Source organism: Halomonas binhaiensis (genome assembly GCF_008329985.2).
Lineage (GTDB): Bacteria > Pseudomonadota > Gammaproteobacteria > Pseudomonadales > Halomonadaceae > Halomonas > Halomonas binhaiensis.
Genome location: NZ_CP038437.2, coordinates 4,238,058 through 4,263,820 on the forward strand (window position 1 = coordinate 4,238,058; position 25,763 = coordinate 4,263,820).

The following is a 25,763-nucleotide window of genomic DNA, read 5'->3' on the forward strand; positions in this document are numbered from 1 at the left end:
ACGCTTGGACACACTCACCCTGCCGCAGAATCGACAGCCACCAGACGATAGCCCTGGCCGCGCAATGTCTGGATACGCTCACCTCCCAGCTTGCGCCGGAGACGACTGATCTGCACATCAATGACATTCGAATCCGGTTCATGATCACGGTCATAGACATGCTCGGACAACTCGGCACGGCTGACGACACGTTCCTGGGCATGCATCAGATAGGCCAGCAGGCGGGACTCCTGGGCAGTCAGCGTCACTGGACGCCCGGCCAAGGTGACACTGCCTGTATGCGTATCGAAATTGAGGTCTCCCGCGCTGAGTACTGGATGTGCATGGCCATGGCTACGGCGAACCAGTGCACGCAGGCGGAACAGCACTTCCGCCGTCTCGAAGGGTTTGGTCACATAGTCATCGGCGCCAGCTGAAAAGCCCGCAGCCTTGTCCGACCAGCGCTCCCTGGCGGTGAGCACCAGCACCGGAAGATCGATGCCATCCTCGCGCCACTGGGATAACCAGCGGGTGCCATCACCATCCGGCAGGCCAAGATCAAGCACCACCGCATCGTAGCGCTCAGTGCGCAACAGAAAGTCTCCATCTCCGCCTGTAGCGGCCAGTTCCACCAGCAGCCCGCCATCCTTGAGCGACTCAGCCAAGGCTTCGCCTAGCGCCTGATCATCCTCTATCAGCAAGATCTTCATCGGCTTTCCTTATTGATTGGCTCCTGGGGGTGTCTTTTGCATCTCCCGGATGCCGACGCCTTCGATGCCGATAAGATCGCCGCTGACAGCATCAAATTCAAACTCCACAATCTGCCCGTTCGGTCCAACCATCTCGACTTCGTAGGTGATCTCACCGTCATCGCGCTCCAGCTCTACCTCCAGCACCTGGCCTTCGTAATGCGCTTCCAGCCAGTCGAGTACCTGGGGCAGCCCCACCAGATGGCCATCCGCCACCTGCTGGTGGAGGTCCTTCCATTCATCTGCATCATCATCATCGACATGAAGCATGACATCGGAGTCATTCCGGCTTTCTACTGCAGAATCATTCGCCATGTCTTCTCTGACGGAAGGCGTTTCCTGACCTGCGCCCGCAGGACTCATGACCACCCAGCTGACAGCCCACAGCACCGCAAGCAAGCACACAGCAATGGTAGATCGAATCAGTATTTTCATAGCATGTAGTGTCGCCCAGCCAAGATGAATGAAACATGAATATCACTGTCAGCTTAGTGACAGGTCGACTCTGAGAGGATGGCTTCATTCGCCCAATAGTGCACGAATCAACCGTGCACCCAGGCGACCCATATTTAGCAGGACCCAGAGGAAGTAGCACTATGAAAAAGACGTTGAGTTACAGCCTGGCCGCCCTGACGCTCTCCGGCACTGTGAGCACCTCTGCCCTGGCGGATGACAAAGGCATCTCCCGGGAAGAACTGAACCGTCTGTTGCAGAGTGCCAGCGACTATGGATTCACCAACTACGACGAACTCGGCGTCGACGATGGCCAATTCGAAATCGAAGGCTGGCGCAAGGACGGCTGGAGGCTCGACGTCGATATGGCGCTCAATGATGGCAGTCTTCTGCGGGAGCAGCAGCGTCAGAGCCAGATTCCTGACTGGAGCCTGAGTGGCGATGAAGTCAGCAAGGCTCTGGACAGAGCACAGAACGAAGGACTGGAGCTTATCGTCGGTCTGGACGCCAATCAATCCCATATCGAAGTGGACGGCTACGGCACGGATCACCAGGAAATCGAGATACGCCTGAACCGCGACACATTCGATGTTGATGGAGTCGAATACGATGATTAATGAAGAGCATTTCACTCACGCTGATGAATACCGCGAGAACAGCGCTTGGCGCCAGGCCAAGCGTTGGCAGGAAAAAGTTCGCCAGTCGACTCGTCCCGTCAGGCGACCTGGGATACTGCGGATGACCTTGACCTGGATTGCCTGTCTGTTCACCTTGATGGTCGCTGGGATACTGGGGCTGATTTTCTCTCTGATTGGCCTGGCTCTGATACCGCTGATTCGCCATCGAGTGAAGCGCCGCATGGAGAACCTGCGGGCAGAGCAAGCCGAGGATGTCACCCCAGGGTTTTCCTCCCGGCCATCCTCAAGTCACTCATCCCAGGTATGGGAAGGCCAATATGAGATCAAGCATCCCTGATGCATTCGCTATGATTCCGCCATATAGCTGAATGTCATTAATTGATATATGAAAATTTCACTCCCGTAGCAGGCTTCGCTCGCTGCGGGAGTGGTCCTGAAAGCCGGAAGCTCTATATATCCAGGATGTTGGTTGTTATTCCATACAGGCATCGTAATGCTGAAACAGCCCTGGAGTTAATGAAACATTAATTCAAATGTCAGTTTTCCTGCAGAGGGGAATGCCACACTATTAAAAGCCACGCCATCAACACACATCATCAGCACTAAAACATAAACAAAGGAATGTAACAGCAAGACTCGCTGACACAAGGACATGTCATCATGAACAAGACCCTGATTACCGGGCTTATAGCCCTGACTCTATCGATTTCCACTATGGCAAATGCCGACAGCAGTGCCAGTCGTGCGGATATTGAACACCTGCTACAGGATGCCAAGAGCTACGGTTTCACGCGCTTCGAAGAACTTGAAGTTGATGACGAAGACCGTTTCGACGTGGAAGGCTGGCGACAGGATGGCTGGCATCTGGACATCGATTTGTCACTGAATGACAACCGCATACTGAAAGAGCAGCAGCGCAAGAGCGAGACTCCCGATTGGAGCCTGAGTCATGATGAAGTCATTCAGGCGCTGGATGCTGCACAGCAATCTGAGCTGGATGAAATTTCGTCTATAGAGGTTGATTGCACAGGCCGTATAGAGATTGAAGGATACAATTCTCAACATCAGGAAATAGAATTATACATTGATAGAAAGACCTTTGAAGTTATCGGGGTCGATAAAGACATCTAATCGTATTCAATGGTTATAAGGATACGATTATTTTTTATATATCCATCAACAACAATGATGATCGTAAGCATCATCAACCTATTTCGGCCATATACCCCCTGACGGGCGACATATTGAGAAGAGTTCTTCGCTATCACATTTGTCATGGCCAATATCGTCACATCCACTAATGAAAGGAAGCATTACAATGCAAGATCATGGAAGGAATCCAGCCGACGAATCTCGCAACGCTGACGCGGCTCTGCAGGATATCATTCAGGGCTTTCAGAACTTTCACCAGAATGTATATCCGCAACAACAGACACTCTTCAAGCGCCTGGCCAAGGCTCAGCAGCCACACGTCATGGTCATTACCTGTGCCGACTCACGAATTGCACTGGAACTGATCACCCAAAGCGCGCCAGGTACTCTGTTCGTTACGCGCAACGTCGGCAATGTCGTCCCCCCTTATGGCCAGATGAATGGTGGAGTATCCACCGCCATCGAGTACGCAGTACTCAGCCTGGGGGTGAAACACATCATCATTTGCGGACATTCCGACTGCGGTGCCATGAAAGCCGTGCTCAATCCGGCTAGCCTGGATGGCATGCCAACCGTCAGGGCCTGGTTGCGCCATGCCGAAGTCGCACGCAGCGTAGTCGAGACCAACTGCGGCTGCGCAGGCCACGACACCCTGGGCGTCTTGACTGAAGAAAACGTCGTGGCTCAGCTTGACCATCTGCGCACCCATCCATCTGTCGCTGCCCGCCTGGCCAGTGGCCAGCTCAATATCCACGGCTGGGTGTATGACATAGAAAGCTGCACCATCCGCGCCTATGACGCTGCCAAACGCCGTTTCCTGCCACTGGATGGCAACGATGTCCCTTCTGCGACACCGCAACCCCGTTACGCCAATGCTTGAAACTCTGCGCAATCACCGTAGCCCCTGACATTCATCGGCTCTGGAGAAAGCCTCATGAAGATGTTTCGCACTCTACCGCAAGACGCAATGGCCTCTGTCGTAGTCTTTCTTGTTGCACTCCCTCTGTGCATGGGCATCGCCATCGCTTCAGGCATGCCCCCGGCCAAGGGCCTGATCACCGGTATCATTGGTGGACTCATTGTTGGTTTCCTTTCTGGCTCCCCTCTGCAGGTAAGTGGACCGGCAGCCGGTCTCGCCGTGCTGGTATTCGAACTGGTTCGCACCTATGGCATGGCAGTTCTCGGCCCTGTGCTGCTACTGGCAGGATTCATTCAACTACTCGCAGGCCTGCTGCGCCTGGGGGGTTGGTTCCGAGTCACGGCCCCGGCAGTGGTATCCGGCATGCTGGCGGGTATCGGTATTCTCATCGTGCTATCACAGCTCCACGTGATGTTCGATGCGGCTCCCCTGGCTTCTGGCCTGGATAACCTGCTCGCCTTTCCTGGTGCGCTAATGGAGGCTTTCAGCCTGACGGGCGAAGGCAACGCAGTCGCCGGACTGATCGGCATTGGCACGATCGCCAGCATGTGGCTATGGGAACGTTACCGCCCCACGGCATTGCGCTTCTTGCCCGGTGCACTGGTCGGCGTCAGCTTGGCGACGTTTCTCAGTCTTTGGCTGGCGCTACCTATCAAACGTGTGGAACTACCGGCCAACCTGGGCGATGCCATCGACTGGATCACCCCGCAGAGCCTTGCCAGCCTGGCCGATCCGCAATTGCTTGTCGCCGCTCTGGCTCTCGCCTTCATTGCCAGCGCCGAGACATTACTGTCGGCCGCTGCCGTCGACCGGATGCATTCTGGACCACGTTCACAGTTCAATCGTGAACTCTCGGCACAAGGCATCGGTAATATGCTGTGTGGCGCCTTGGGTGCCCTACCGATGACCGGCGTCATCGTGCGCAGCTCCGCCAATGTCCAGGCGGGTGCACGCGGACGAGGCTCTGCCATTCTCCATGGACTCTGGTTGCTGGCACTGGTCTCCTTGCTGCCGAGTGTGCTGCAGAGCATTCCTATCGCCAGCCTAGGCGGCGTACTGGTCTACACCGGCTTCAAGCTGGTCGACCCCAAGGCGATTCGCAACCTTGGTCAGTATGGGCGTATCCCGCCACTGATCTATGTCTCTACAGCACTATGCATCGTTGCGACTGATCTGCTGACCGGGGTATTGGTAGGCTTTGCACTGACCTTGCTGAAGCTGTTGTGGAGTGCTTCGAAGATCCACACCAGGCTGATAACGACGGATACCAACCGGGCCGAACTGCATCTGAGCGGCACTGCCACATTCTTGCGTGTGCCACGTCTGGCCAAGGTCCTTGCTGATATCGAACCCAGCACTCACCTGCGCATCTGCATGGATCAGCTCCATTACATTGACCATGCCAGCATAGAGCTTCTCGAAGACTGGGGGCGCTCTGCCCGCACCCAGGGAGGCAGCCTGGAGATTGTCGGCGAAAAAGAGTTGAAACATCGTGTCGAGGGTCGACAAAGGGCAGCACTGGCACAACCCTGAGATATGTCGTCTCATCGTGTGTCGTACTAACAATGGCCCGGGCAATGATGCCCGGGCCATTGCGTGTTATCACTGGAGGCTGAGATTATCAGGCGTCACCCTCTTCCTTGCCTGCTGGCAAGGGTGCTGCTGTTTCTCCTGCCAATGCCTGGTCTTCTTCCCGGGCACCTCGCTGCACAGCCAGTTCATCACGCAGCAAGGACACTTCCTGACGCAACTCGATAATTTCCTTGTAAAGTTCCCGCATCATCTGGCGATTGGCTCGATGCAAGCGACCACTTTCATCTTCCTGCTCATCCACGAACAACGAACCGACATAAGCCGCAAAGCTACCGAACAACCCGACCCCCGCGACCATCAGCATGATGGCTACCACCCGGCCCAGGGTGGTGACAGGGTAATAATCGCCATATCCCACCGTCGTCACGGTGACAATAGACCACCAGATCGCCTCCTCGGCAGTGTTGATGGAGCTTCCTGGGTTCGGTCCCTCGACCAGCAAAATCACCGTGGAACCTATGATGATCAGCACAACCGACGCCGAAGCGACAGAGGCAAAGATTCCCTTGGCCTTGTTGCGAAACAGCAGTTCCCAGATCGCATGCATCGACTTGAATGCCCGCAGCAACCGGATGACCTGGATGACCCTCAGCGCACGCCCAGCATAGAAATAGCCAACAGGAATGCTCGCCAGCAGATCGATCCACCCCCAGCGCATGAAACGCCACTTGCTCTCGGCGGCCCGAAAACGAACCACGAAATCGGCAAAAAAGAAGATACAGACCAATACATCCAGCTTGTCGATCAGCGTATCGATTTCTTCCGGTAGCTCATATAAAGACTGGACCACCATGGCGCCGATGACATAGATGGACAACAGCACGATCAGCAACTGAAACAGGCTCAAGCGTTCATGTTTCATGGAATTGGATAATTTTTAGTGGCAGCAAGTCTTCGACATTATGCCAAGTATCCTCGACTTCCTAGAGACTTTTCAGCTGATTTTCCCGCTATAGCATTTACTGCGTAGGCGATATTGAGTGGAGGATAATATGCATCTTTTCTAGAATGCGCTGACATTCTCTGCTTGCCCTCATGAAAGGATGCTCATGCCCCGCCCGCTCATCACTCTAGTGGCTCCCGCCATTGTCCTGGGTTCCTCTCACGCCTTGGCACAGGCACTTCCCGACCATGCCACCGAGCTGGCACCCGTCACGGTCGAAGCATCACGCCTGTATCGCGAACTCTATACCACCCCCATGGCCGTATCCGAAGTCGATGAACAGGCCATCAGCCAGGGCCAGCAACGGGTTCGTCTCGATGAATCCCTCGCTCTGGTGCCAGGTTTGTTCATCCAGAATCGTGATAATTTCGCTCAAGGGCAGCGGGTTTCCATCCGAGGTTTTGGTGCTCGAGCCCCTTTTGGTGTGCGCGGTATCACCATCCTGATGGATGGCATTCCCTATACCCTGCCTGACGGCCAGGCTCAACTGGATGCCATCGACCTGGACAGTGCACGTCAGATCGAAGTGATCCGTGGTCCCGCAGCAGTACAGTACGGTAACGCGGCTGGGGGCGTAGTCTCCGTGACAACCGCAGATGGCCGGGGGGAAGGCCCTTCTACCACGCGATTACATGCCAGCGGAGGTAGTGATGGCTATGCAAAACTGGCCGTACAGAACGGTGGAGAAAATGGTCCCTGGTCCCACCACATCAGTGCGTCCTGGCTACAACTCGATGGTTATCGGGACCACAGCCGGGCCGAAAAGGCACTGTTTGATGCCAAGCTGCGCTATCAGCTGGATGACGACCGAGCCTTAGGCCTTACCCTCAACCTGCTCGACAACCCTGTCGCCGAAGATCCTGGTGGCCTGACCAGAGAACAGGCCGACGACGATCCGCGCCAGGCTGGCCGCTTTACCGAAGACTACGATACTGGCCAGAAAGTCGACCAGCAGGTAATTGGGCTGCACTATGAGGACTTGGCCTTCGGCCCTGGAGCGCTCTATCTACGTGGCTTCACCAGTTGGCGAAACTTTGAGCAGCAACTGCCCTACCCCGGGGACAGCCTGATCGACTACAAGCGCAACTACTATGGCGGCAGCGCAGAGTACCACCAGCGCATGCACCTGGGTGATCTGCCGCTGGATGTCATGTTCGGCATGGATGTTGCCCACCAGGAAGACGACCGCCACCGTCGTGAGATCGCCTTCGATGGCAGTGATCTGGGAGAAGTCGCCAACGAGAGCCAGAGCGCCGACTCGCTGGGGCTTTTCGCCCAGGGCGACCTGGCCTTGAGTGATGCCTGGACATTATCGTTGGGAGGACGCTTCGATCATGTCGCGCTGGAAGTGGACGACGACTATCAGGACGACGGCGACCAGAGTGGCAAGCGTACCTTCGACGAAACCAACGGCAGCCTGGGTATCAGTTATCGCTACCTGCCTTATCATCAGATTTATGCCAATACCAGCACAGCATTCGAAACCCCGACCTTCTCCGAATTCGCCAACCCCGATGGCACCGGCGGCTTTAATCCAGATATCGAGCCACAACGCGCCTGGAGCAGAGAGTTGGGGGCTCGAGGCAGCCTGGGTGAACTGGATTACGACGTAGCCTTGTTCTCCATTGACGTCAAGGATGAGCTGGTTCCCTATGAAGGCAGCAGCGGCCGCACTTTCTATGACAATGCTGGCGATACGTCCCGAGATGGTATCGAAGTCGCATTAGGCTGGCAGCCACTGGATAGCCTGCGTCTCGACTCTGCCCTGACCCTGGCGCGCTATCGCTTCGATCATGTGTCCGGCTCCAATCTCGACGGCAAGCGCCTGCCCGGCCTGCCGGAGACCACCTGGAATACTCAACTGACCTGGTTTGGCCAGGGCAGCGATGCCGCACGCCGCTTTGCCACTCTGGAAACCCAGTATGTCGGTGACATGGTGGCTGACAATGCCAATCAGGTGGATGTCGATGACTACTGGCTGGTCAACCTGCGTGCCGGAGACGGCTGGCGCCTGTCTTCCGGTAATGTTGTGTCCGGCTACATCGGTATTCGCAACCTGTTCGATGAGGCTTACTACGCCAACGTCCGCATCAACGCCAATAATGATCGCTACTTCGAACCGGCTCCTGACCGCTCCTTTTATGCAGGTCTGGAGTTGACCTTCTAGCCCCCTGATCGTCCTGAAACGATAGAACCCTCTGTAGAGAGGGTTCTATCTTCAACTGGCGACTCGGTCAGAATCAGAAACGATAGGTGACCTGGGCACCAAAGCCATGGGCAGAGTTGTCGTAGTCTGCCTTATAGCTGCCACGCAGGGGATCTTCCTGAGACAGCTTGGCATTATCTTCGTCGAGGTAGGTGTAGGCCACGTCCACCGTCAGATTCTGGACCGGCGTCCATCCCGCGCCAAGGGAATAGATCATACGATCACCGGACGGCACGCGAACGGTACGGTCTTCATCTCGAATGGGCGATTCATCATAGGCCACGCCACCGCGGAGCACCCACTGGTCGTTCGCCTTGTAGCTGGCACCCAGGGCGTACTGCATGCTGTCCTTGTAGTTCTGGACTTCTTCTATCTGTCGGATGTCATTCTTGACCACCAGCTCATCGAAGCTGCTCCACTCGACCCGTGTCACACCGCCCATCAAGGTCCACTTGTCGTTCAGCTCATGGGTCACCGACAAGTCCCAAGTAGCTGGCAGGCTTACTCCGAGGGAAGCATCCGTACTCAGTGAAGCCGAGACAGGAATTGTACCGAGAACGGGATGGTCATATGGGACAACCTGGTTCTCGAAGGAGGCATCCCCCTCGAGGTCGTAGTCCACCTCGGAATGATAGGCAAGGCCGAATGTCGTGTGCTCCCAGGGCTTGTACATCAGACCCCAGGTAAAGCCCCAGGCTTCATCGTCACCATCAACCACCACTCGACCATCGCCAGCTACCGAGGTGCTGCCATCCGGATTCACGACAGTAGCACCACCAGGCGTACGGGAACCCAACTTGCCTTCGATACGGTTGTAGGTCACGCCGAAGCCAGCGGAGACCTGGTCACTGAACTTGACCGAGATGGTCGGCTGAATAGTGGCAACCTCTACATGGCTGTAATCGCCAAAATAGCGCCCCTGGAAGTCCGACTCGTAGTCGGTAATCAAGCCAAAGGGCGCATAAACCCCCAGGCCGAAGTGCAGATGGTCATTGATCGGCTGCACGTAATACGCAAAGGGAATCGCCTTGTCCGGCACCATGTCTCCGTCATTGGTACCAGTGGCAGTACCAGAAGCACTATCGATATCCGTACTCGGCATCAGATAGGTCACACCACCCGTGATCTGGGCTTCGTCGAGGAAGGACATCCCCGCCGGGTTGCCATAGACAATAGAGGCATCATTGACCGTCGATGCGCGTCCGGCGAATGAGGTGCCCTGTCCACTGACGCTCTGCTCGTTCAACTGAAAGGCGCCAGCCATGGCCTGGGATGAAACAGCGGTGGCAGCCGCTGCGATGGCGAGGGTGAGGGGTTTGAACTTGTTGTGCATTATCTCGACGTCCTATATCAGCAAGCTGGTCGTTATCTGTTGTTCAACCGCGCACCCGCTCCACAGGTTACGGCTTGTAATGAGTGTTTGCGATAGACGTGGAGAGTTCAAGGCCAAACGTTCGTTTTAAACCTATATTTGCTCATACTTTGGTCAAATGCCGCACACTCTTCCATGAAATTCAAATAGATACATATATGCGTATTTTACGTCATGCTGATGGAAAAACACCTTGACCTTTGTGTTACTCAAAGGTTTTACACTGCATCCTGATCTTGATATCTACGTTTCTCATCAACAAATTCCTCATCAATACATTCCTCACCAATACATTCCTCAATAAAGAGGAGAGGCAGATGAAAGTCAGTGAACTCGCTCGCCAGGCCGGCGTCACCGCTGAGACAGTGCGTCACTACACCCGCGAAGGATTGCTGGCACCAAGCCGCGACCCTGGTAATGGCTATCACCACTATGATCGCCAGGACCTGGAACGCCTCGGCTTCATCCAGCGTGCCCGGACCCTGGGCTTCAGTTTGTCCGAAATCCACGACATCCTCGGTCACGCCGACCACGGTGACTCGCCTTGCCCGATGGTGCGCGACTTGCTGGCCGCCCGCCTGCCTCAGATCCGCCGCCGTATTCGTGAGCTTGAGGAACTGGCCTCGCGCATGGAGCAGGCCATGAAAACCTGGGAAAAAATGCCCGATGGTGTTCCCGATGGACATAGCCTTTGCCGTTTGATCGAAAGCGTACCGACGCCATCACAGGAGGAAGACGCATGAATGCACCAGCCCCCAAGATTCGTCATGTCCCGGCAATGAGCTGCCAGGGCTGCGTCGGTCGTATGCGCAAGGCCATCACCGCTGCCGACGATGCTGCCTTGGTGGAAGGCATGCCTGACGCCAAACGTCTGGAGGTCGCAACGCAGCTATCCGATGACCAGCTCGATGCAATCCTGCGCGACGCTGGCTACCCTGCTGAAGAGACCACTGCAGAGGATGATGAAGAAGATGCTGGAGCCATGCCCGAGGCAGACAGCTCTTGGCCATCGCCGTCAGGCAAGGGGGAACTCCAGCAGGAATTGAGTGAAACCACCTCTTCCACCCAGCACCTGTCGATTCAGGGAATGACCTGCGCCAGCTGTGTTTCCAGTGTGCAGAAGGCACTGGCCGCAGTTCCTGGGGTAGAAAATGCCGAGGTCAATTTCGCATCTCATAGCGCACGGGTACGCGGCTCTGCCGACAGCAGCGCCTTGATACAGGCGGTAGAGGCGACCGGTTACAGTGCAGAGCCCATCGTCAATCTGCGCCAGGCCGAGCAACGTCGCGTCGAACATAACCAACGTGAATATCGGCGCATGCTGCGCGGCAGCCTGCTGTCTCTGGCACTGGCCATACCTCTGATGATCAGCATGCTGCTGTATCATCCCGCCCCCATTGGCATGGCTCGTGTTGGCTGGGGAGCGGTCGGCCTGGCCACACTGGCCATCCTGGCTGGCCCCGGCAGGCACTTTTTCACCAATGCCTGGAAAGCTGCCCGCCATCACCAGGCCAACATGGATACCCTGATTGCCATTGGCACCGGAGCGGCCTGGCTATATTCCATGGCGGTGGTGATTGCAGCTCCCTGGCTGCCGAAGATCGCCCATGGTCTCTATTTCGAAGCCTCTGCCATGATCATTGGCCTGGTTCTTCTGGGCCATGCCCTGGAGCTCAAGGCGAAAGGCAAGACTTCAGAAGCCCTGCACCGCCTGCTTGACCTTCAGAGCCAGAGCGCTCGAGTCGTACGCAATGGCAAGGAAGTCGATCTGCCTATCGACGATGTCACGGAAGGTGACCTGGTTCGAGTACGCCCAGGAGAGCGCCTGCCCGTTGATGGCGAAGTGGTCGAAGGGCAAAGCCATATCGACGAGTCCATGCTCACTGGTGAGCCCTTGGCCGTGTTGCGCAGCCCCGGCGACGAGGTCAACGCAGGCACTGTCAACGGCCGAGGATCCTTGCTCTATCGGGCGACACGCGTGGGTGCCGATACTCGCCTCGGCCGCATCACCGAGCAGGTCGCCACGGCCCAAGGCTCCAAGCCTCCGATTGGTAACCTGGCAGACCGGGTGTCGGCCGTGTTCGTACCCAGCGTGATGATTCTGGCAGTGCTGACCGCCCTGGCTTGGTATCACTTCGGGCCCGAGCCGCATGTCATTCACATGCTGGTCACAGCGACCACTGTCCTGATCATTGCCTGCCCCTGTGCCTTGGGCCTGGCGACCCCTCTATCCACCATGATCGGTGTCGGCAAGGCTGCCGAACATGGGGTGCTGATACGTTCTGGTGATGCACTGCAGACGGCCAGCCGAATCACGACCCTGGTGGTCGACAAGACCGGCACCCTCACTGAGGGTAAACCCCAGGTCACCGGCAGCCGTGTTGTACAAGGAAACGAGCGTGAGCTGCTGAGCTTGGTGGCCGCCCTGGAAAGTCGTTCCGAGCACCCGCTGGGAGAAGCGTTGGTCCACCACGCAACAGGTGTCCTTGGTGAGGCAACCACTATGCCAGAGATCAGTGACTTCCAGAGCGTGACCGGACGTGGTGTGACCGCTCTGGACAGCGATGGGCATGCCCTGGCCTTGGGCAATGAGCGCTTGATGCAGGATGCTGGCGCCAACCTGGCCGCCCTTGGTGAAGATCGCGAGCACTGGGAATCCCAGGCTCGCAGCCTGGTCTACCTGGCTGTAGACGGACGGCTGGCAGCCGCCTTTGCCATTCAGGATCCGCTGCGTGCCGACAGCCAAGAGGCGATATCTCGACTCCAGCAGGAAGGCCTCAAGGTCGTCATGCTGACGGGAGATAACGCCGCTACTGCACAAGCCATTGGTGCCCAGGTCGGTATCGACGTGATCAAGGCCGACTTGACACCAGAGGACAAGCACAGCGAAATCGAACTCCTGCAGCGCAATGGTGAAGTGGTAGGCATGGTCGGCGATGGTATCAATGACGCTCCGGCACTGGCCCGGGCCGATGTCGGCTTCGCCGTGGCCCAGGGCAGCGATGTCGCCATCGAAAGCGCTGGCATCACCCTGATGCGCTCATCTCTTCATGGCATCGCTGATGCCATCGAGATCAGCCGGGCAACACTATCCAATATCAAGCAGAACCTGTGGGGGGCCCTGGGCTACAACACCTTGTGCATTCCTATTGCAGCGGGGGTGCTCTACCCGTTCACTGGCATGCTGTTGTCACCCGTGATTGCTGGAGCGGTCATGTCGCTGTCATCGATTACCGTAGTCGGTAACGCCAACCGCCTGCGCCTGGCGCGCATCGGCCAATGCACGGAGGGAAACTCATGAGCCTGATCATTACCCTTGCCGGACTTGGCTTGATTGCCCTGATCGTGTGGTGGTTCTGGCTAAGCCATTGATAGGGGAAAGCCGGGCTTTATCGGGAAAGCCTAGTAGTTTGGCCAGATACCCGGCGTAGCCAACTCCAAAAGATGGCCGTCGGGATCACGAAAATACAGGCTCTCACCGCCTTTGGGCCAATGGGTGCGCCCTTCGATGGCCACGCCATGAGCGCTGAGGGTCTGCTCCCAGTCCTGCAGGCCATCTGCATCGATGGAAAACGCCATATGCACCGGTCCATTACCATCATGCGGTGGAATCGTCCCCATCTCCTGGGGCAGGACAACGGTTTCCCGGGTTTCTCCTTCGAGGAAAAGCAGCAGTACGGAAGGTCCTACCTCATAGGCTGTGAAGCGATGATCCGCAGTAAAGGGAGACAGGCCCATCACTTCCTCGAAGAAAGCTCGAGCACGGGACATATCTGCTACATAGAGTGCCGTTTCCAGCACGGCATTAAGCTGAGGCATGCTCGCCTCCTCTGCGCCAGCAATGATGAAATCTTTACCTGTATGTCCACAGCTTAGGTCATATGCCAAGGCTATCCGTACTGGCGACCTGCACTAGCAGGCCTCGCCATGTTCGATCATCAGTTGCAGGGATTCATGGCGCCTTTCGGCCTTGCAGCAAACCTTCTGTACTCAGATCTTCATCGATGTCCGGCCAATGAATGGCATAACCACCGCCAGCCAACTCCCAGTTATTGCGCTGCTCGGGAGTCGCATTGGCCAGCCGAGGGTACCATGCGAGAGGCACTGCAATAGTGCGGCCATCCATCAAGTCAACGATTAGACGCTTGTCATCAACAGTGACAGACATGACCCGCAGGTCTGTATCAGATACCAAAGAATGCATGCCAAGCCTCCTGTAGCGTCTCTTGATGCTCGCGCACTATACGCTGAATCTTACCCACCTCTTTCGCCGAAAAGCCAATATTGCGGGCAATGGTAATATCATGCAGCCATATCTTGGCGGAGGCACTGCTGTAGTCTACATGTACATGCGGTGGCTCATCTGGCTCATGACTATAGAAGTAAAAACGAAAGCCATTTTGTCGCAGAACAGTGGGCATAAGAGCACTCCATGCGCGTAGTGCTCAGAATACAAGGAAGGCTCTTCTTTCTGTTTCCTTTACTAACCCATGACGACCACGTCCAAGAACGATCAATGCTTCACACTAAATCTCTTCAGCCCTTGGCCTCGCCATGTTCGATCATCAGTTGCAGGGACTCACGTCCACGGTATCGATTGCGATTGAGCTTGTAGGCACAACGCAGGGTGGCACCTTCCGAGAAGGAAGGCAGCTCGCCAGGTACAAGAGCACGGAACCAGATGGCCTTCCAGCTCATACGCCCCAGGGACAATTCCATCATCAAATGGCTGCCATCTCCCACTGGCCGCAGTCGTTCGACGATAAACTCGCCTTCGAACAAGGGAGATTCGAATTCCCTCCCATAGGGACCCAGAGCTTCGATTTCATCCAGGGTGGCAAGATCCAGCTGAGCGATGCTCAGCTCGCCATCGGTATATATCCTGGGAGCCAGTTCAATACCCTCCAGTTGCTCCCCGGCTGCCTGGAGAAAGGCCCTGCGGAAATCGGCGAGGCAAGACAAGGGAACTCCGACGCCCGCAGCGCCACGATGCCCGCCAAAGCGCGGCAGTGTCTCTGGCGCTAGTTCATGGGTACGCTGCAAGGCATCGCGCAGATGAAGCTGCTCTATCGAACGGCCAGAACCTGTCAGCATACCGGCCTCGGCAGCGGGGGTCAGAACCAGTGTAGGCCGTCCATAGGCCTGCACCAGGCGCGAGGCCACAATACCCTGCACACCAGGATGTCCATCTTCCAGATATACCACGATAGCCGGAGCATCCTCGAGCAATGCAGATTTCGCCAGGACCTTGGCGTCTTCGACCATATCAGCCTCGATGGCCTTGCGCGCCTGATTGTCATCATCCAATACAGCCAAATGCCTGTGAGCGACATCATCACTGCCTGCCAGCATGAAGTGCAACGCGGCATAGGGATCATCCAGGCGAGAACGAGCGTTGATGCGAGGGCCCATCTGGAAACCCAGCGTCTCTGCATTGAAAGGGATACTATCCGCTCCCAGCCGCTCAGCCATGGCTCGCCAGCAGGGCTCATTCATGCGGTTGATCAACGTCAGGCCATGACGCACGACAGCCCGGTTGATGGCACTGCCCCCCAGGGAGACACAGTCGGCCACCGTACCAAGGGCCACATAGGACAGCCAGGGAGAAAGCTTGGGCGTATCCGCCTCCAGCACCCCTTGCTCGATCAGGGTTGCCCGAGCCAGCGACATCACCAACCAGGCCACCATGCAACCAGCAATCGTGGCATCCGGATAATCGCAGTCACTGCGGGTTGGATTGACGGTCGCATATGCAGAAGGCGGTGGGCCTTCGATGGGCAGCGCATGATGATCACTGACCACAACATCGATCCCGGCCTGCTTGAGCCGAGCGATACGAGGTTCATCGGATGAGCCACAGTCGGCAGTGATGACCAGGGTGGGGCGTGGAGAAAGCTTCAGAGTACGTTCTACCAGCGGCATGCTGATGCCATAACCATCATGGATACGATGGCCGATCAAGCTATGCAGGCGCTGCCGAGGCACTCCGAATAGTTCATTGAGCGTACGCCGAATCACCACATGGGAGGTGATGCCGTCCACGTCGTAGTCGGTGAGAATTCCAATATGCTCACCTTCCGCTACCGCCTGAGCAATGCGCTCGGCCGCCCGAGAGCCATCCGCCAGCCGCCCAGGGTGTGCCAGATGGCGCAAACCAGGATCCACCAAGGCCTCAATGTCACCGGTATAGTCACGCAAGCGGCCTACCAGTATCCGAGCCTGCAGCTCCGTCAACCCTGCCGCCATAGCACGCTGATGGAATGCTTCGTTGAATGGACGAGCAAGAATCAAGGGACGCGGCAAGGCCTCATTCCCCGCGACTGGCAAAGATGACATGGAGTTCTCTTGATAAGTAAGCGTCAAGCCGCAAGCTACGAACGAGCCTGCGGCGTTGGCCCTGAGGCTCGTAGCTCGTAGCTCGTAGCTCGTAGCTCGTAGCTCGTAGCTGAATATTGTCAGGTCAGCGGCAACATGACATGCGCCCGGTAACCAGGACGCTGCGTCAGGCGTTGATACCAGGCTTCCAGGTGCGGCAGCTCAGGGCGTTCGATATCCATGTTGAACCAGCCGTAGGCATAACACCCCATGGGAATATCGCCAATGGCAAACTCATTGCCGGACAACCACTCCTGCTCGGCCAGCACATGGTCGACGACAGCCAGTTTCTCACCGGTGACAGCAAGACCCCGGGCCATGGCAGCATGGTCACGAGTCTCCTCAGTCTTGCGTACCTTGTTCTGGAAAAGATCGCGGAATGGACCGGACAAGGTGGACAGGACCCAGTCCATCCACATGTCGCTGCGCGCCAGGCTGGCCGGGCTGTGGCTACCCAGCTTGCCATCACCATAAGTGGCCAGCATATAACGCAGAATGGCATTGGACTCCCATATAACCAACTCGCCATCTTCCAGAACAGGAATCAGGCGGTTGGGATTCAGCGCCTGATACTCCTTGCTGTCGAGGCCTCCGAAGGGACCTCCCATGTCCACGCGTTCTAACTGCAAGCCAAGCTCATGAGCACACCACATGACCTTCTTGACGTTGACCGAGTTATCACGACCGAGTAGACGCATCGACAACCTCCCTTGTCCTTGAAGCAAACCCAAGCCTTGGAACACCCATCAAACGCGGTACTGATCAGCTGCGACGATGCTCGGCGACATAGGCCTGTACCGCACCGAGCTCTGCTGGCAATACACTATAGCGCTCTTCCCGCTCCAGCAGGTCTTCCATATGTGGCGGCAGAGGCACGCCTGGGAATCCTGCCTTGACTACTGCCTCGGCAAACTTGGCGGGATGGGCCGTTGCCAGCGTGATCATCGGCGTAACAGTATCGCTGCGCTCGCGCTCCGCTGCACGGTAACCCGTGGCGGTATGTGGATCGAGAATTTCCTGAGTCCGGTGATGCGCTTCACGAATCACTTCGAGAATGGTGGCATCATCGATGCTATGGCTGGAAAACTTGCCACGCAGGCGCTCCAGCGGAGCCTCTGCCAGCACTGTCGGTTCATTCTGGAAACGCATCAGCAGTTCAGCAACGGCATTGCCATCACGCTCGTAGGCTTCGAACAACAGTCGCTCGAAGTTGGACGACACCACGATATCCATGGACGGTGCCAGGGTCGCCAGCAGCTCCTTCTTGGAGAAGTCATTGTCCGCGAGGGTACGATGAAGGATGTCATTGGCATTGGTGGCAATGATGAACTGCTTGACCGGCAGCCCCATACGGTAGGCCACATAACCGGCAAAGACATTACCGAAGTTGGCCGAGGGGACACAGAAGCTGACTTCACGCTGGGGAGCACCGACCGCGACAGCAGATGCCACGTAGTACACCACCTGGGCCATGATCCGTGCCCAATTGATGGAGTTCACTGCGACCAGGCGGGTGCCATTGAGGAAGCTCTGGTCGGCGAAACTGGCCTTGACCATAGCTTGGGCATCATCGAAGTTGCCCTCAATAGCGATGTTGAAGACATTGTCCGCCAGCACGGAAGTCATCTGGCGCCGCTGCACCTCCGATACCCGGTTATGCGGGTGGAGGATGAAGATGTCGAGATTATCGCAGTGGCGGCAACCCTCGATGGCAGCAGAACCTGTGTCACCGGAAGTTGCGCCCATGATCACCGCACGCTCGCCACGCTTCTTCAGGAAGTGGTCGAGAATACGACCGAGCAGTTGCAAGGCAACGTCCTTGAATGCCAAGGTCGGGCCATGGAACAGCTCAAGCAGGAAGTGGTTGGCATCCAGCTGGTTCAAAGGCACTACAGCATCATGGCTGAACGTGGAATAGGCATCCTCGATCAGGCCACGCAAGGTGGCATCATCGATCTCGCCGCCGACAAAGGGCTTCATCACCCGGAAGGCAATCTCGGCATAGGACAGGCCCGCCATCTCGGCAAGGTCTTCCTTGCTCAGGGTCGGAAAGGTCTCAGGCACATAGAGACCACCATCGGATGCCATGCCGGTGAGCACGACGTCTTCGAAGGAAAGTGCAGGCGCCTGCCCGCGAGTGCTGATATAACGCATCTTGTCTTCCTTGCTGCGGCAGGTGGCCGCGGCCTATGAATCCAGCGAAGGTGACGCCATCGGCGTCACCGGGCTTCAGTCCTGTTCGTCGAGGCTTTCCACGCGGATACGAGTGACGGAACCCGCGATATCGGCCAGAGCTTCGATACGGCGAATGGCCTCGTTCATGTGCTTTTCCAGCGTACGATGGGTCAGCAGGATGATCGGCACCAGTTCACCCTCGGTTGCCTCCTGCTGGATCAACGCTTCGATGGAGATACCTTCCTCGGAAAGGATCGTGGCGACACGCGCCAGCACACCCGGCCGATCCACAGCCAGCAGGCGCAGATAATAGGCCGTGGTGATATCTTCCATGGGCATGATCGGCAGCGAATCGCAGTCACCGTCGACACCACTGAAGGCCAGATAAGGCGTACGATAACGGTGCTCGGTGGAAATATCGCGAGCCACATCAAGCAAGTCAGCCACTACCGCAGAAGCTGTCGGCTCAGCGCCGGCTCCCGCTCCATAGTAGAGCGTCGGTCCCACAGCATCGCCCATTACAGCGATAGCATTCTTGACCCCATGAACATTGGCCAGCAGGCGCTCCTTGGGAATCAAGGTAGGATGAACACGCAGCTCCAGACCATGATCAGTACGCTTGGAAATTCCCAGGTGCTTGATGATATAGCCCAGATTATCAGCCTGCTCGACATCTTCCGCAGTGACTCGGGAAATGCCTTCGGTATAGGCCTTGTCGAACTGAAGCGGCACACCATAAGCCAGTGAGGCCAGAATCGTCAGCTTGTGAGCAGCATCGATGCCTTCGACATCGAAAGTGGGATCTGCCTCGGCATACCCCAGCGCCTGGGCCTCGGCAAGTACGTCCTCGAAGGTTCTCCCCTCATCACGCATGTGCGTGAGGATGTAGTTGCCGGTGCCATTGATGATACCGGCCACCCAGCTGATACGGTTGGCACCAAGTCCTTCGCGCAAGGACTTGATCACCGGAATCCCTCCGGCCACCGCCGCCTCGAAGGCCACGATGACGCCCTTCTTGTGAGCCGCCTTGAAGATCTCGTTGCCGTGCACGGCAATCAGTGCCTTGTTGGCCGTCACCACATGCTTGCCATTTTCAATGGCAGTGAGCACCAGATCACGAGCCACATCGTAACCACCGATCAGTTCCACCACGACATCCACGTTGGGATTGGATGCCACGGCAAAGATATCGTTGGTGGTATTAATACCGGTAAGGTCGCAGGCAGGATTGGGACGACGATGAGCAACCTGCTCAATCACAATAGGCCGCCCGGCACGCCGCGCAATCTCATCAGCATTACGTGTCAGGACATTGAAGGTTCCGCCTCCGACGGTACCCAGGCCACAGATTCCCACTCTCACCGGTTTCAAGATGTTTCTCCCTCAATTGGTTGTTTCTGCCTACGGCAGGTGTCGCAGCAAATGTCCCTCGAGGACATGGCCTGGGTGAAGATCCCAGGCTCTTTGTCGGTATGAAACGCTATCAGTACCTGGTGCCTTGTCAGCTCTTGACGCCCAGCATGCCTGCCAGGCGATCAGCAGGCACATAACCTGGCACCAGACGACCGTCGGGCAGCACGATGGCAGGTGTGCCCTGCACGCCCATTTCCAGTCCCAGACGATACTGTTGCTCCACGGGATTGTCGCAGCTTGCAGCCTCTTCAGGAACCTCTCCCTGCTTCGCCGCGGTCAAAGCTTCCGTGCGATTGTCGGAGCACCATACACGAGTCAGCTCACGAGCTCCTTCGCTGAGCATGCCGCCTCTCGGGAAAGCCAGATAATTGACCTGAATGCCCATTTCATTGAGCTTGGGGACTTCCTCGTGGAACTTGCGGCAATACGGGCAGGTTGTGTCAGTGAACACATGAATCACCGCCTTGGGTTCATCTGCCCCTCGGTAAATGACCTGATCGTCGTCCGCAATGGCAGTCAGCCTGTCGGCGCGGCGCTCATTACGCTTTTTCTCGGACAGATTGACCAGGCCTTCGGGGCCATTCTCATACAGATCGCCAAGCAGAAAATAGCTGCCTTCAGAGTCGGTGTAGAAAGACTCGCCACTGGTAAGATGAACCTCATAGAGGCCTTCCATGGGAGACTCGAGCACTTCCTCGACAGGCATCTCCTTGCCGTCGACCTCGAGATTCTGCAGCTTGGAGGGCACGGCAGCCTGGGCCAAGCCTGCACAGGACATCGAGATGGCCAGGGTCATGGCGGGAAGAGTACGATTCATAGATCAGCCTCGAGGATGATGGTCGGCATGCAGGGCTTCCAGTCTTGCCTGCGCCACATGTGTATATATCTGGGTTGTCGAAAGGTCGGCATGTCCCAGCAGCAACTGTACGACACGCAAGTTCGCCCCATGATTCAATAAATGAGTGGCGAATGCATGCCGCAGAGTGTGCGGCGATAATGGGCGGTCAATACCAGCCACCTTGGCGTAATGCTTGATCCGATACCAGAAGGTCTGGCGAGTCATGGTCGCATCGTGGCGACCGGGGAACAACGCCGGCCTGGTGATATCCATCATCAATGCACCACGCGCTTCACGAATGTAGCGCTCGAGCCAGTGGGAAGCCTCTTCACCAAGCGGCACCAGCCGATCCTTGTCGCCCTTGCCGCGCACCCGGACCACCCCCTGACGCAGATTGACGGCATCAGTGGTCAGTCCGACCAATTCACTGACCCGCAACCCGGCACCATAGAGGACTTCCAACATGGCCCGATCGCGCATGCCAATGGCAGTATCCAGTTGCGGGGCTGCCAACAGGCGCTCGACTTCCTGCTCCTCGAGCGTATCTGGCAGTGACGGCCTGACCCGCGGTAGCTTGATTCCGGTCAGCGGATCCTCAGTGATGCGCCCTTCTGACAGCGCCCAGCGATAAAAACGCCTGAGACTCGCCAGCAAACGCGCGTTACTGCGCAACTGGTAACCATTGGCCCTGCGCTCACTCAGCCATCGCGGCAATAGAGACTCATCTGGGCTCAGCAATTCCCCGCCCTGCTGCTCAACCAGATAAGCTGCCCACGCATTCAGATCGTGCCGATAGGCTGACAGGGTATGCTCGCTGGCACCTTGCCCAAGCCATAAATCGTCGAGAAAAGTATCGATCAGAGCATCGGCCGTTTGCTGGGTCATCAATTATCGCCTTGGCATTCCCTGGCTCAATGACAAGACACCCCGCCCCGCAGAGAGCGGTGACGGGGTGTCAATCAAAGCAGCATGAAGCGCTGATATGGGTGGAGCACCAGATGCATCAGCATGACGCCATGAGGCGCCCCTCCCGATCAGGCATTCAGCAGCCTTAAGCCAGCTTTTCCTTGATGCGCGCAGACTTACCGCTACGCTCACGCAGGTAGTACAGCTTGGCCTGACGCACGTCACCACGACGCTTGACAGCAATGGAGTCAACCAGCGGGCTGTAAGTCTGGAAAGTACGCTCAACGCCAACACCGTGAGAAATCTTGCGCACGGTGAAAGCGGAGTTCAGGCCGCGATTACGCTTGCCGATAACCACGCCTTCGAAGGCCTGCAGACGCTCACGGTTACCTTCCTTGACCTTGACCTGAACGACAATGGTGTCGCCCGGAGCGAAGTCAGGCACCTGCTTGCTCATCTGCTCGGCTTCGAGTGCCTGGATCACCTTGTTCTTGCTGCTCATATCGTCAAACTCCTGAAAATGTTGTGACTCACCGATCGATAGTGGATGCCGGTGGGTCGTGATCCCGGCACTCGCAGCACGAGAGCGGGTCGGTTTGTGACGCGAATCCGCAGAAACCCGGGACTCAGGACGGCCCTGTTTCCGAGGAAGCGGATTGCACCTCCGCCTGATCGGCGTATTCGTCCATGAACTCTTTCAACAACGCTTGCTGTTCCGGTGCCAGTTCCTTGCCTTCCAGCAAGTCCGGTCGACGCAACCAGGTGCGTCCCAGAGACTGCTTCATGCGCCATCGGCGAATATTGCCATGATGGCCACTGAGCAGGACTTCCGGAACCCGCCGCCCATCGATCACCTCCGGGCGCGTATAGTGCGGGCAATCCAGCAACCCATCATTGAACGAGTCCTCGACCGCGGAATCCTGATGCCCCAATACGCCAGGCACCAACCTTGCCGCCGTGTCGATCAGAACCATGGCCGGCAGCTCACCGCCGCTGAGCACATAGTCTCCGATGGACCATTCTTCATCGATATCCGCTTCTACCACACGCTCATCGATGCCTTCATAACGTCCAGCCACCACGACAAGAGGCGGACCTGAAGCCAACTCCTGCGCCCCCTTCTGATCAAGCCTGCGCCCCTGAGGGGACAGGTAGATCACTCGCGGCCGCTGACCAGTGGCCTGCTCGGCACGCGCACGGGCGTCATGAATGGCGCTGCGCAGGGTGTCAACCTTCATCAACATACCGGGGCCTCCGCCATAGGGGCGATCATCCACAGTACGATGACGGTCAGTGGCATAGTCCCTGGGGTTCCAGAACTCCACCGTCACCTGGCCTTTCTCGACCGCTCTCCCGGTAACGCCGTGGCAAGTAATCGCCTCGAACATCTCGGGAAACAGTGACACTACACCAATCCACACAGCACTAGTCTCCTGTCGGTACTACCGATGACCCAGCATCAAAAATCCGGGTCCCAGTCGACCAGCATCTCCCTTGCTTCCAGATCGACATGCTTGACCACATCGTCGGGTAAGAAGGGAAGCAGACGCTCACGATCATCCGGGGCACCCTCGCCCTTGACGACCATGACATCATTGGCACCGGTCTCGAACAGGTAGGCCAAACGCCCGAGGCATACACCTTCCAGCGTGATGACCTTGAGGCCTTCCAACTGATACCAGTAGTACTCGCCACTGTCGAGCTGAGGCAATGCTTCCTTGGGCAACAGAATTTCCGCACCGGCCATGGCTTCAGCCTGGCTACGATCATCTATGCCCTGAAGACAAGCCACCAGGCTTCGCCCTTGGCGACGCCCCTGCTTGAGACGATGGTGTGAAACCTCTCCATCACGGCGGAGCACCCACTCGGCATAATCGAGAATGCCTTCCATGGGGGAGGTATACGAATACACCTTCATCCAGCCCTTTATGCCATAAGGACTGGTCAGCTTGCCCAACACGACGTAGTCGTCGGCCGATTGGCGCACAGCGCTTTGGCTCATTGGCGACTCCATGACTCCTGCTGACGACAAACTGATTCACACCTTCTGGAAACACTGGCGACGCATACCGTCAGCCTATTTCCAGTTACCTTACTGCATGGTGACATTCAGCAGGCTTCGCTGTGTCACCTCGACCTGGATGACACTCAGGCCTGCTTGCGTGCTTCCTTGACCAGCTCAGCGACGCGACCAGACAGCTGGGCGCCCTGGGACTGCCAATGAGCAATGCGATCCAGATCGACGCGCAGACGCTCTTCCTGGCCACGGGCAACAGGATTGAAGAAACCCAGACGCTCGATGAAACGGCCATCGCGGGAGTTGCGGGAGTCGGTCACGGTCAGGTGGTAGAAGGGACGCTTCTTGGCGCCACCACGTGCCAGACGAATGGTAACCATACGTTGACTGTCCTTCGGTTGAACTACGATTGATAAAAGCGCATACGATGACGAAAACATCGCCACCACAGTGCGCTCACGACACGACAAGGGCCGCGAAAAACACGGTCCTTCCAGTGAAGAGGCGGTATTTTACGGAAAAGCAGCCATCATGGGAACCTTTTTCCGCCCCTCCTTGCAAGGCACGGGCAACAAAGGCCCTATCGCCCTCCACCCCTGGTGACCAGGATACAGCGCATCTCAAGGGCTTACCCTCGGCTCAGCGCCGGGGCATACCCCCAGGTCCGCCCATGCCACCGCCGGGCCCCATCATTCCAGACATGCCCCGCATCATCTTCTGCATGCCGCCTTTCTTGCCTGCCTTCTTCATCATTTTCTGCATCTGCTTGTGCTGCTTGAGCAGACGGTTGAGGTCCGGCACCTGCAGGCCTGCACCTGCCGCGATACGGCGCTTGCGCGAACCATTGATGATGTCCGGCTGGTGACGTTCGGCAGGCGTCATGGAATTGATCAACGCTTCAAGCTTGCCCAGCTCCTTCTCGGGACCAGGCCCCTGAGCCAGTTCAGCCATCTGCCCCATGCCTGGCAACTTGCCAAGCAGGCCACCCATGCCCCCCATCTTCTTGAGTTGCTGGAGCTGTTCACGGAAGTCCTCAAGGTCAAAGCCTTGCCCCTTCTTGACCTTCTGCGCCAGCTTCTGGGCTTTTTGCTTGTCGACAGTGCGCTCGGCTTCCTCGATCAGGGAGAGCACATCGCCCATGCCCAGAATACGCGAGGCCACACGATCGGGGTGGAAAGGTTCCAGTGCATCAACCTTCTCGCCGACACCCATGAACTTGATCGGGCGCCCCGTAACATGGCGTACCGACAAGGCTGCACCACCACGAGCATCACCATCCGCCTTGGTCAACACCACACCTGTCAGCGGCAGGGCATCGGCAAAGGCCCGTGCTGTATTGGCGGCATCCTGACCGGTCATGGCATCGACCACAAACAGGGTCTCGGCCGGATCGATAGCCTGATGCAATGCCTTGATCTCATCCATCATGGCCTCATCGATGGCCAGACGACCGGCCGTATCAACGATCACCACATCATGGAACTGAATCTTGGCGTGCTTGATTGCCGACTCAGCAATATCCACCGGCTTCTGGTCAGAGCTCGACGGGAAGAAGTCGACTTCGACTTCCTTGGCCAGAGTTTCAAGCTGATCGATGGCTGCCGGGCGGTAGACATCGGCCGAAACCACCAGGACTTTCTTCTTTTCGCGCTCGCGCAGAAAACGCGCCAGCTTGGCCACGGAAGTGGTCTTGCCTGCCCCTTGCAAGCCCGCCATCAGCACGACGGCAGGAGCGCCCTTGAGGCTCAGCCCCTCATTGGCCTCGCCCATGGTCGCTTCCAGCTCTTGCTGAACGATCTTGACGAACTGCTGGCCTGGCGAGAGGCTGCGCGACACTTCCTGGCCCACGGCACGTTCACGCACCCGCTCGATGAAAGCCTTGACCACTGGCAGAGACACATCTGCCTCAAGCAACGCCTTGCGCACCTCGCGCAAGGTATCCTTGATATTGTCCTCGGTCAGGCGCGCCTGGCCCTTGATGGACTTCAGCGTCTGAGATAGACGCTCGCTGAGATTCTGAAACATGAACTTCTCC

The 25,763-nt window shown here is 57.1% G+C and carries 26 protein-coding genes; 8 read left to right on the top strand and 18 right to left on the bottom strand.

Going from position 1 to position 25,763, the window contains the following annotated elements:
- Positions 1–14: 14 nt before the first annotated feature.
- Together E4T21_RS18435 and E4T21_RS18440 are read right to left on the bottom strand one after the other, a co-directional pair.
- Positions 15–689: a winged helix-turn-helix domain-containing protein gene (locus E4T21_RS18435; protein ID WP_149286426.1), complete on the bottom strand. Its 675-nt coding sequence runs from the start codon at positions 687–689 to the stop codon at positions 15–17.
- 9 nt (positions 690–698) lie between these two features.
- Positions 699–1,043, bottom strand: coding sequence for a PepSY domain-containing protein (locus E4T21_RS18440; RefSeq protein ID WP_149286427.1), 345 nt, complete (start codon positions 1,041–1,043; stop codon positions 699–701).
- Between the two features lie 281 nt (positions 1,044–1,324).
- On the opposite strand from E4T21_RS18440, the gene E4T21_RS18445 reads away from it, so the two are divergent.
- The 5 genes from E4T21_RS18445 (at position 1,325) to E4T21_RS18465 (ending at position 5,423) form a co-directional block, all read left to right on the top strand.
- Positions 1,325–1,798, top strand: a complete 474-nt coding sequence (locus E4T21_RS18445) for a PepSY domain-containing protein (protein ID WP_149286428.1) — start codon at positions 1,325–1,327, stop codon at positions 1,796–1,798.
- Complete coding sequence (locus tag E4T21_RS18450) at positions 1,791–2,156, top strand: hypothetical protein (protein ID WP_149286429.1); 366 nt, start codon at positions 1,791–1,793, stop codon at positions 2,154–2,156. Before E4T21_RS18445 ends, E4T21_RS18450 begins: the two co-directional genes overlap by 8 nt.
- Before the next feature lie 323 nt (positions 2,157–2,479).
- On the top strand, positions 2,480–2,950 hold the full coding sequence (locus tag E4T21_RS18455; RefSeq protein WP_149286430.1) for a PepSY domain-containing protein: 471 nt from the start codon (positions 2,480–2,482) through the stop codon (positions 2,948–2,950).
- Positions 2,951–3,137: 187 nt separating this feature from the next.
- Positions 3,138–3,851, top strand: coding sequence for a carbonic anhydrase (locus E4T21_RS18460; RefSeq protein ID WP_149286431.1), 714 nt, complete (start codon positions 3,138–3,140; stop codon positions 3,849–3,851).
- Positions 3,852–3,905: 54 nt separating this feature from the next.
- Entirely contained in the window at positions 3,906–5,423 is a 1,518-nt protein-coding gene (locus E4T21_RS18465; protein ID WP_149286432.1) for a SulP family inorganic anion transporter, read from the top strand.
- A gap of 88 nt (positions 5,424–5,511) precedes the next feature.
- On the opposite strand, the gene E4T21_RS18470 is transcribed toward E4T21_RS18465, so the two are convergent.
- Positions 5,512–6,330, bottom strand: a complete 819-nt coding sequence (locus E4T21_RS18470) for an ion transporter (RefSeq protein WP_240349217.1) — start codon at positions 6,328–6,330, stop codon at positions 5,512–5,514.
- A gap of 202 nt (positions 6,331–6,532) precedes the next feature.
- Between E4T21_RS18470 and E4T21_RS18475 the strand changes: the two genes are divergently transcribed.
- Positions 6,533–8,593, top strand: coding sequence for a TonB-dependent receptor family protein (locus E4T21_RS18475; protein ID WP_149286434.1), 2,061 nt, complete (start codon positions 6,533–6,535; stop codon positions 8,591–8,593).
- A 73-nt stretch (positions 8,594–8,666) separates the two neighbouring features.
- Here the strand turns inward: E4T21_RS18475 and E4T21_RS18480 are convergent, their stop codons facing one another.
- On the bottom strand, positions 8,667–9,965 hold the full coding sequence (locus E4T21_RS18480) for an OmpP1/FadL family transporter (RefSeq protein WP_149286435.1): 1,299 nt from the start codon (positions 9,963–9,965) through the stop codon (positions 8,667–8,669).
- A 356-nt stretch (positions 9,966–10,321) separates the two neighbouring features.
- Here E4T21_RS18480 and E4T21_RS18485 point away from each other — a divergent pair, with 356 nt between their 5' ends.
- Together E4T21_RS18485 and E4T21_RS18490 are read left to right on the top strand one after the other, a co-directional pair.
- Positions 10,322–10,747 (top strand): MerR family transcriptional regulator, encoded by a 426-nt coding sequence (locus tag E4T21_RS18485; protein ID WP_149286436.1) that lies wholly within the window; start codon positions 10,322–10,324, stop codon positions 10,745–10,747.
- The gene (locus tag E4T21_RS18490) at positions 10,744–13,305 is read left to right on the top strand and encodes a heavy metal translocating P-type ATPase (protein ID WP_149286437.1); all 2,562 of its coding nucleotides are present in this window, start codon (positions 10,744–10,746) and stop codon (positions 13,303–13,305) included. The genes E4T21_RS18485 and E4T21_RS18490 overlap by 4 nt, the downstream gene beginning before the upstream one ends.
- A gap of 101 nt (positions 13,306–13,406) precedes the next feature.
- Here E4T21_RS18490 and E4T21_RS18495 read toward each other — a convergent pair whose 3' ends face one another.
- The 14 genes from E4T21_RS18495 to ffh all read right to left on the bottom strand — a co-directional run bounded on the left by E4T21_RS18495 (position 13,407) and on the right by ffh (position 25,753).
- A complete protein-coding gene (locus E4T21_RS18495; protein ID WP_149286438.1) occupies positions 13,407–13,823 on the bottom strand; it encodes a VOC family protein in 417 nt (138 codons plus the stop codon).
- Positions 13,824–13,956: 133 nt separating this feature from the next.
- The gene (locus tag E4T21_RS18500; RefSeq protein ID WP_149286439.1) at positions 13,957–14,208 is read right to left on the bottom strand and encodes a DUF2442 domain-containing protein; all 252 of its coding nucleotides are present in this window, start codon (positions 14,206–14,208) and stop codon (positions 13,957–13,959) included.
- On the bottom strand, positions 14,189–14,425 hold the full coding sequence (locus E4T21_RS18505; RefSeq protein WP_149286440.1) for a DUF4160 domain-containing protein: 237 nt from the start codon (positions 14,423–14,425) through the stop codon (positions 14,189–14,191). Before E4T21_RS18505 ends, E4T21_RS18500 begins: the two co-directional genes overlap by 20 nt.
- Before the next feature lie 115 nt (positions 14,426–14,540).
- Positions 14,541–16,250: a single-stranded-DNA-specific exonuclease RecJ gene (locus tag E4T21_RS18510; protein ID WP_420827747.1), complete on the bottom strand. Its 1,710-nt coding sequence runs from the start codon at positions 16,248–16,250 to the stop codon at positions 14,541–14,543.
- A 209-nt stretch (positions 16,251–16,459) separates the two neighbouring features.
- A complete protein-coding gene (locus E4T21_RS18515; protein ID WP_149286442.1) occupies positions 16,460–17,077 on the bottom strand; it encodes a glutathione S-transferase family protein in 618 nt (205 codons plus the stop codon).
- A 64-nt stretch (positions 17,078–17,141) separates the two neighbouring features.
- On the bottom strand, positions 17,142–18,533 hold the full coding sequence (gene thrC / locus E4T21_RS18520) for a threonine synthase (RefSeq protein ID WP_149286443.1): 1,392 nt from the start codon (positions 18,531–18,533) through the stop codon (positions 17,142–17,144).
- A 75-nt stretch (positions 18,534–18,608) separates the two neighbouring features.
- A complete protein-coding gene (locus E4T21_RS18525; RefSeq protein ID WP_149286444.1) occupies positions 18,609–19,925 on the bottom strand; it encodes a homoserine dehydrogenase in 1,317 nt (438 codons plus the stop codon).
- Between the two features lie 130 nt (positions 19,926–20,055).
- Entirely contained in the window at positions 20,056–20,784 is a 729-nt protein-coding gene (locus E4T21_RS18530; protein WP_149286445.1) for a DsbC family protein, read from the bottom strand.
- Between the two features lie 3 nt (positions 20,785–20,787).
- Entirely contained in the window at positions 20,788–21,690 is a 903-nt protein-coding gene (xerD, locus tag E4T21_RS18535; RefSeq protein WP_149286446.1) for a site-specific tyrosine recombinase XerD, read from the bottom strand.
- Between the two features lie 166 nt (positions 21,691–21,856).
- A complete protein-coding gene (gene rplS / locus E4T21_RS18540) occupies positions 21,857–22,213 on the bottom strand; it encodes a 50S ribosomal protein L19 (protein ID WP_149286447.1) in 357 nt (118 codons plus the stop codon).
- Between the two features lie 124 nt (positions 22,214–22,337).
- Positions 22,338–23,132 (bottom strand): tRNA (guanosine(37)-N1)-methyltransferase TrmD, encoded by a 795-nt coding sequence (trmD, locus tag E4T21_RS18545; RefSeq protein WP_149286448.1) that lies wholly within the window; start codon positions 23,130–23,132, stop codon positions 22,338–22,340.
- Positions 23,133–23,170: 38 nt separating this feature from the next.
- The gene (gene rimM, locus E4T21_RS18550; RefSeq protein WP_149286449.1) at positions 23,171–23,713 is read right to left on the bottom strand and encodes a ribosome maturation factor RimM; all 543 of its coding nucleotides are present in this window, start codon (positions 23,711–23,713) and stop codon (positions 23,171–23,173) included.
- A gap of 146 nt (positions 23,714–23,859) precedes the next feature.
- Positions 23,860–24,108, bottom strand: coding sequence for a 30S ribosomal protein S16 (gene rpsP, locus E4T21_RS18555; protein ID WP_149286450.1), 249 nt, complete (start codon positions 24,106–24,108; stop codon positions 23,860–23,862).
- A gap of 259 nt (positions 24,109–24,367) precedes the next feature.
- Positions 24,368–25,753: a signal recognition particle protein gene (gene ffh, locus E4T21_RS18560; protein WP_149286451.1), complete on the bottom strand. Its 1,386-nt coding sequence runs from the start codon at positions 25,751–25,753 to the stop codon at positions 24,368–24,370.
- Between the last annotated feature and the right edge of the window lie 10 nt (positions 25,754–25,763).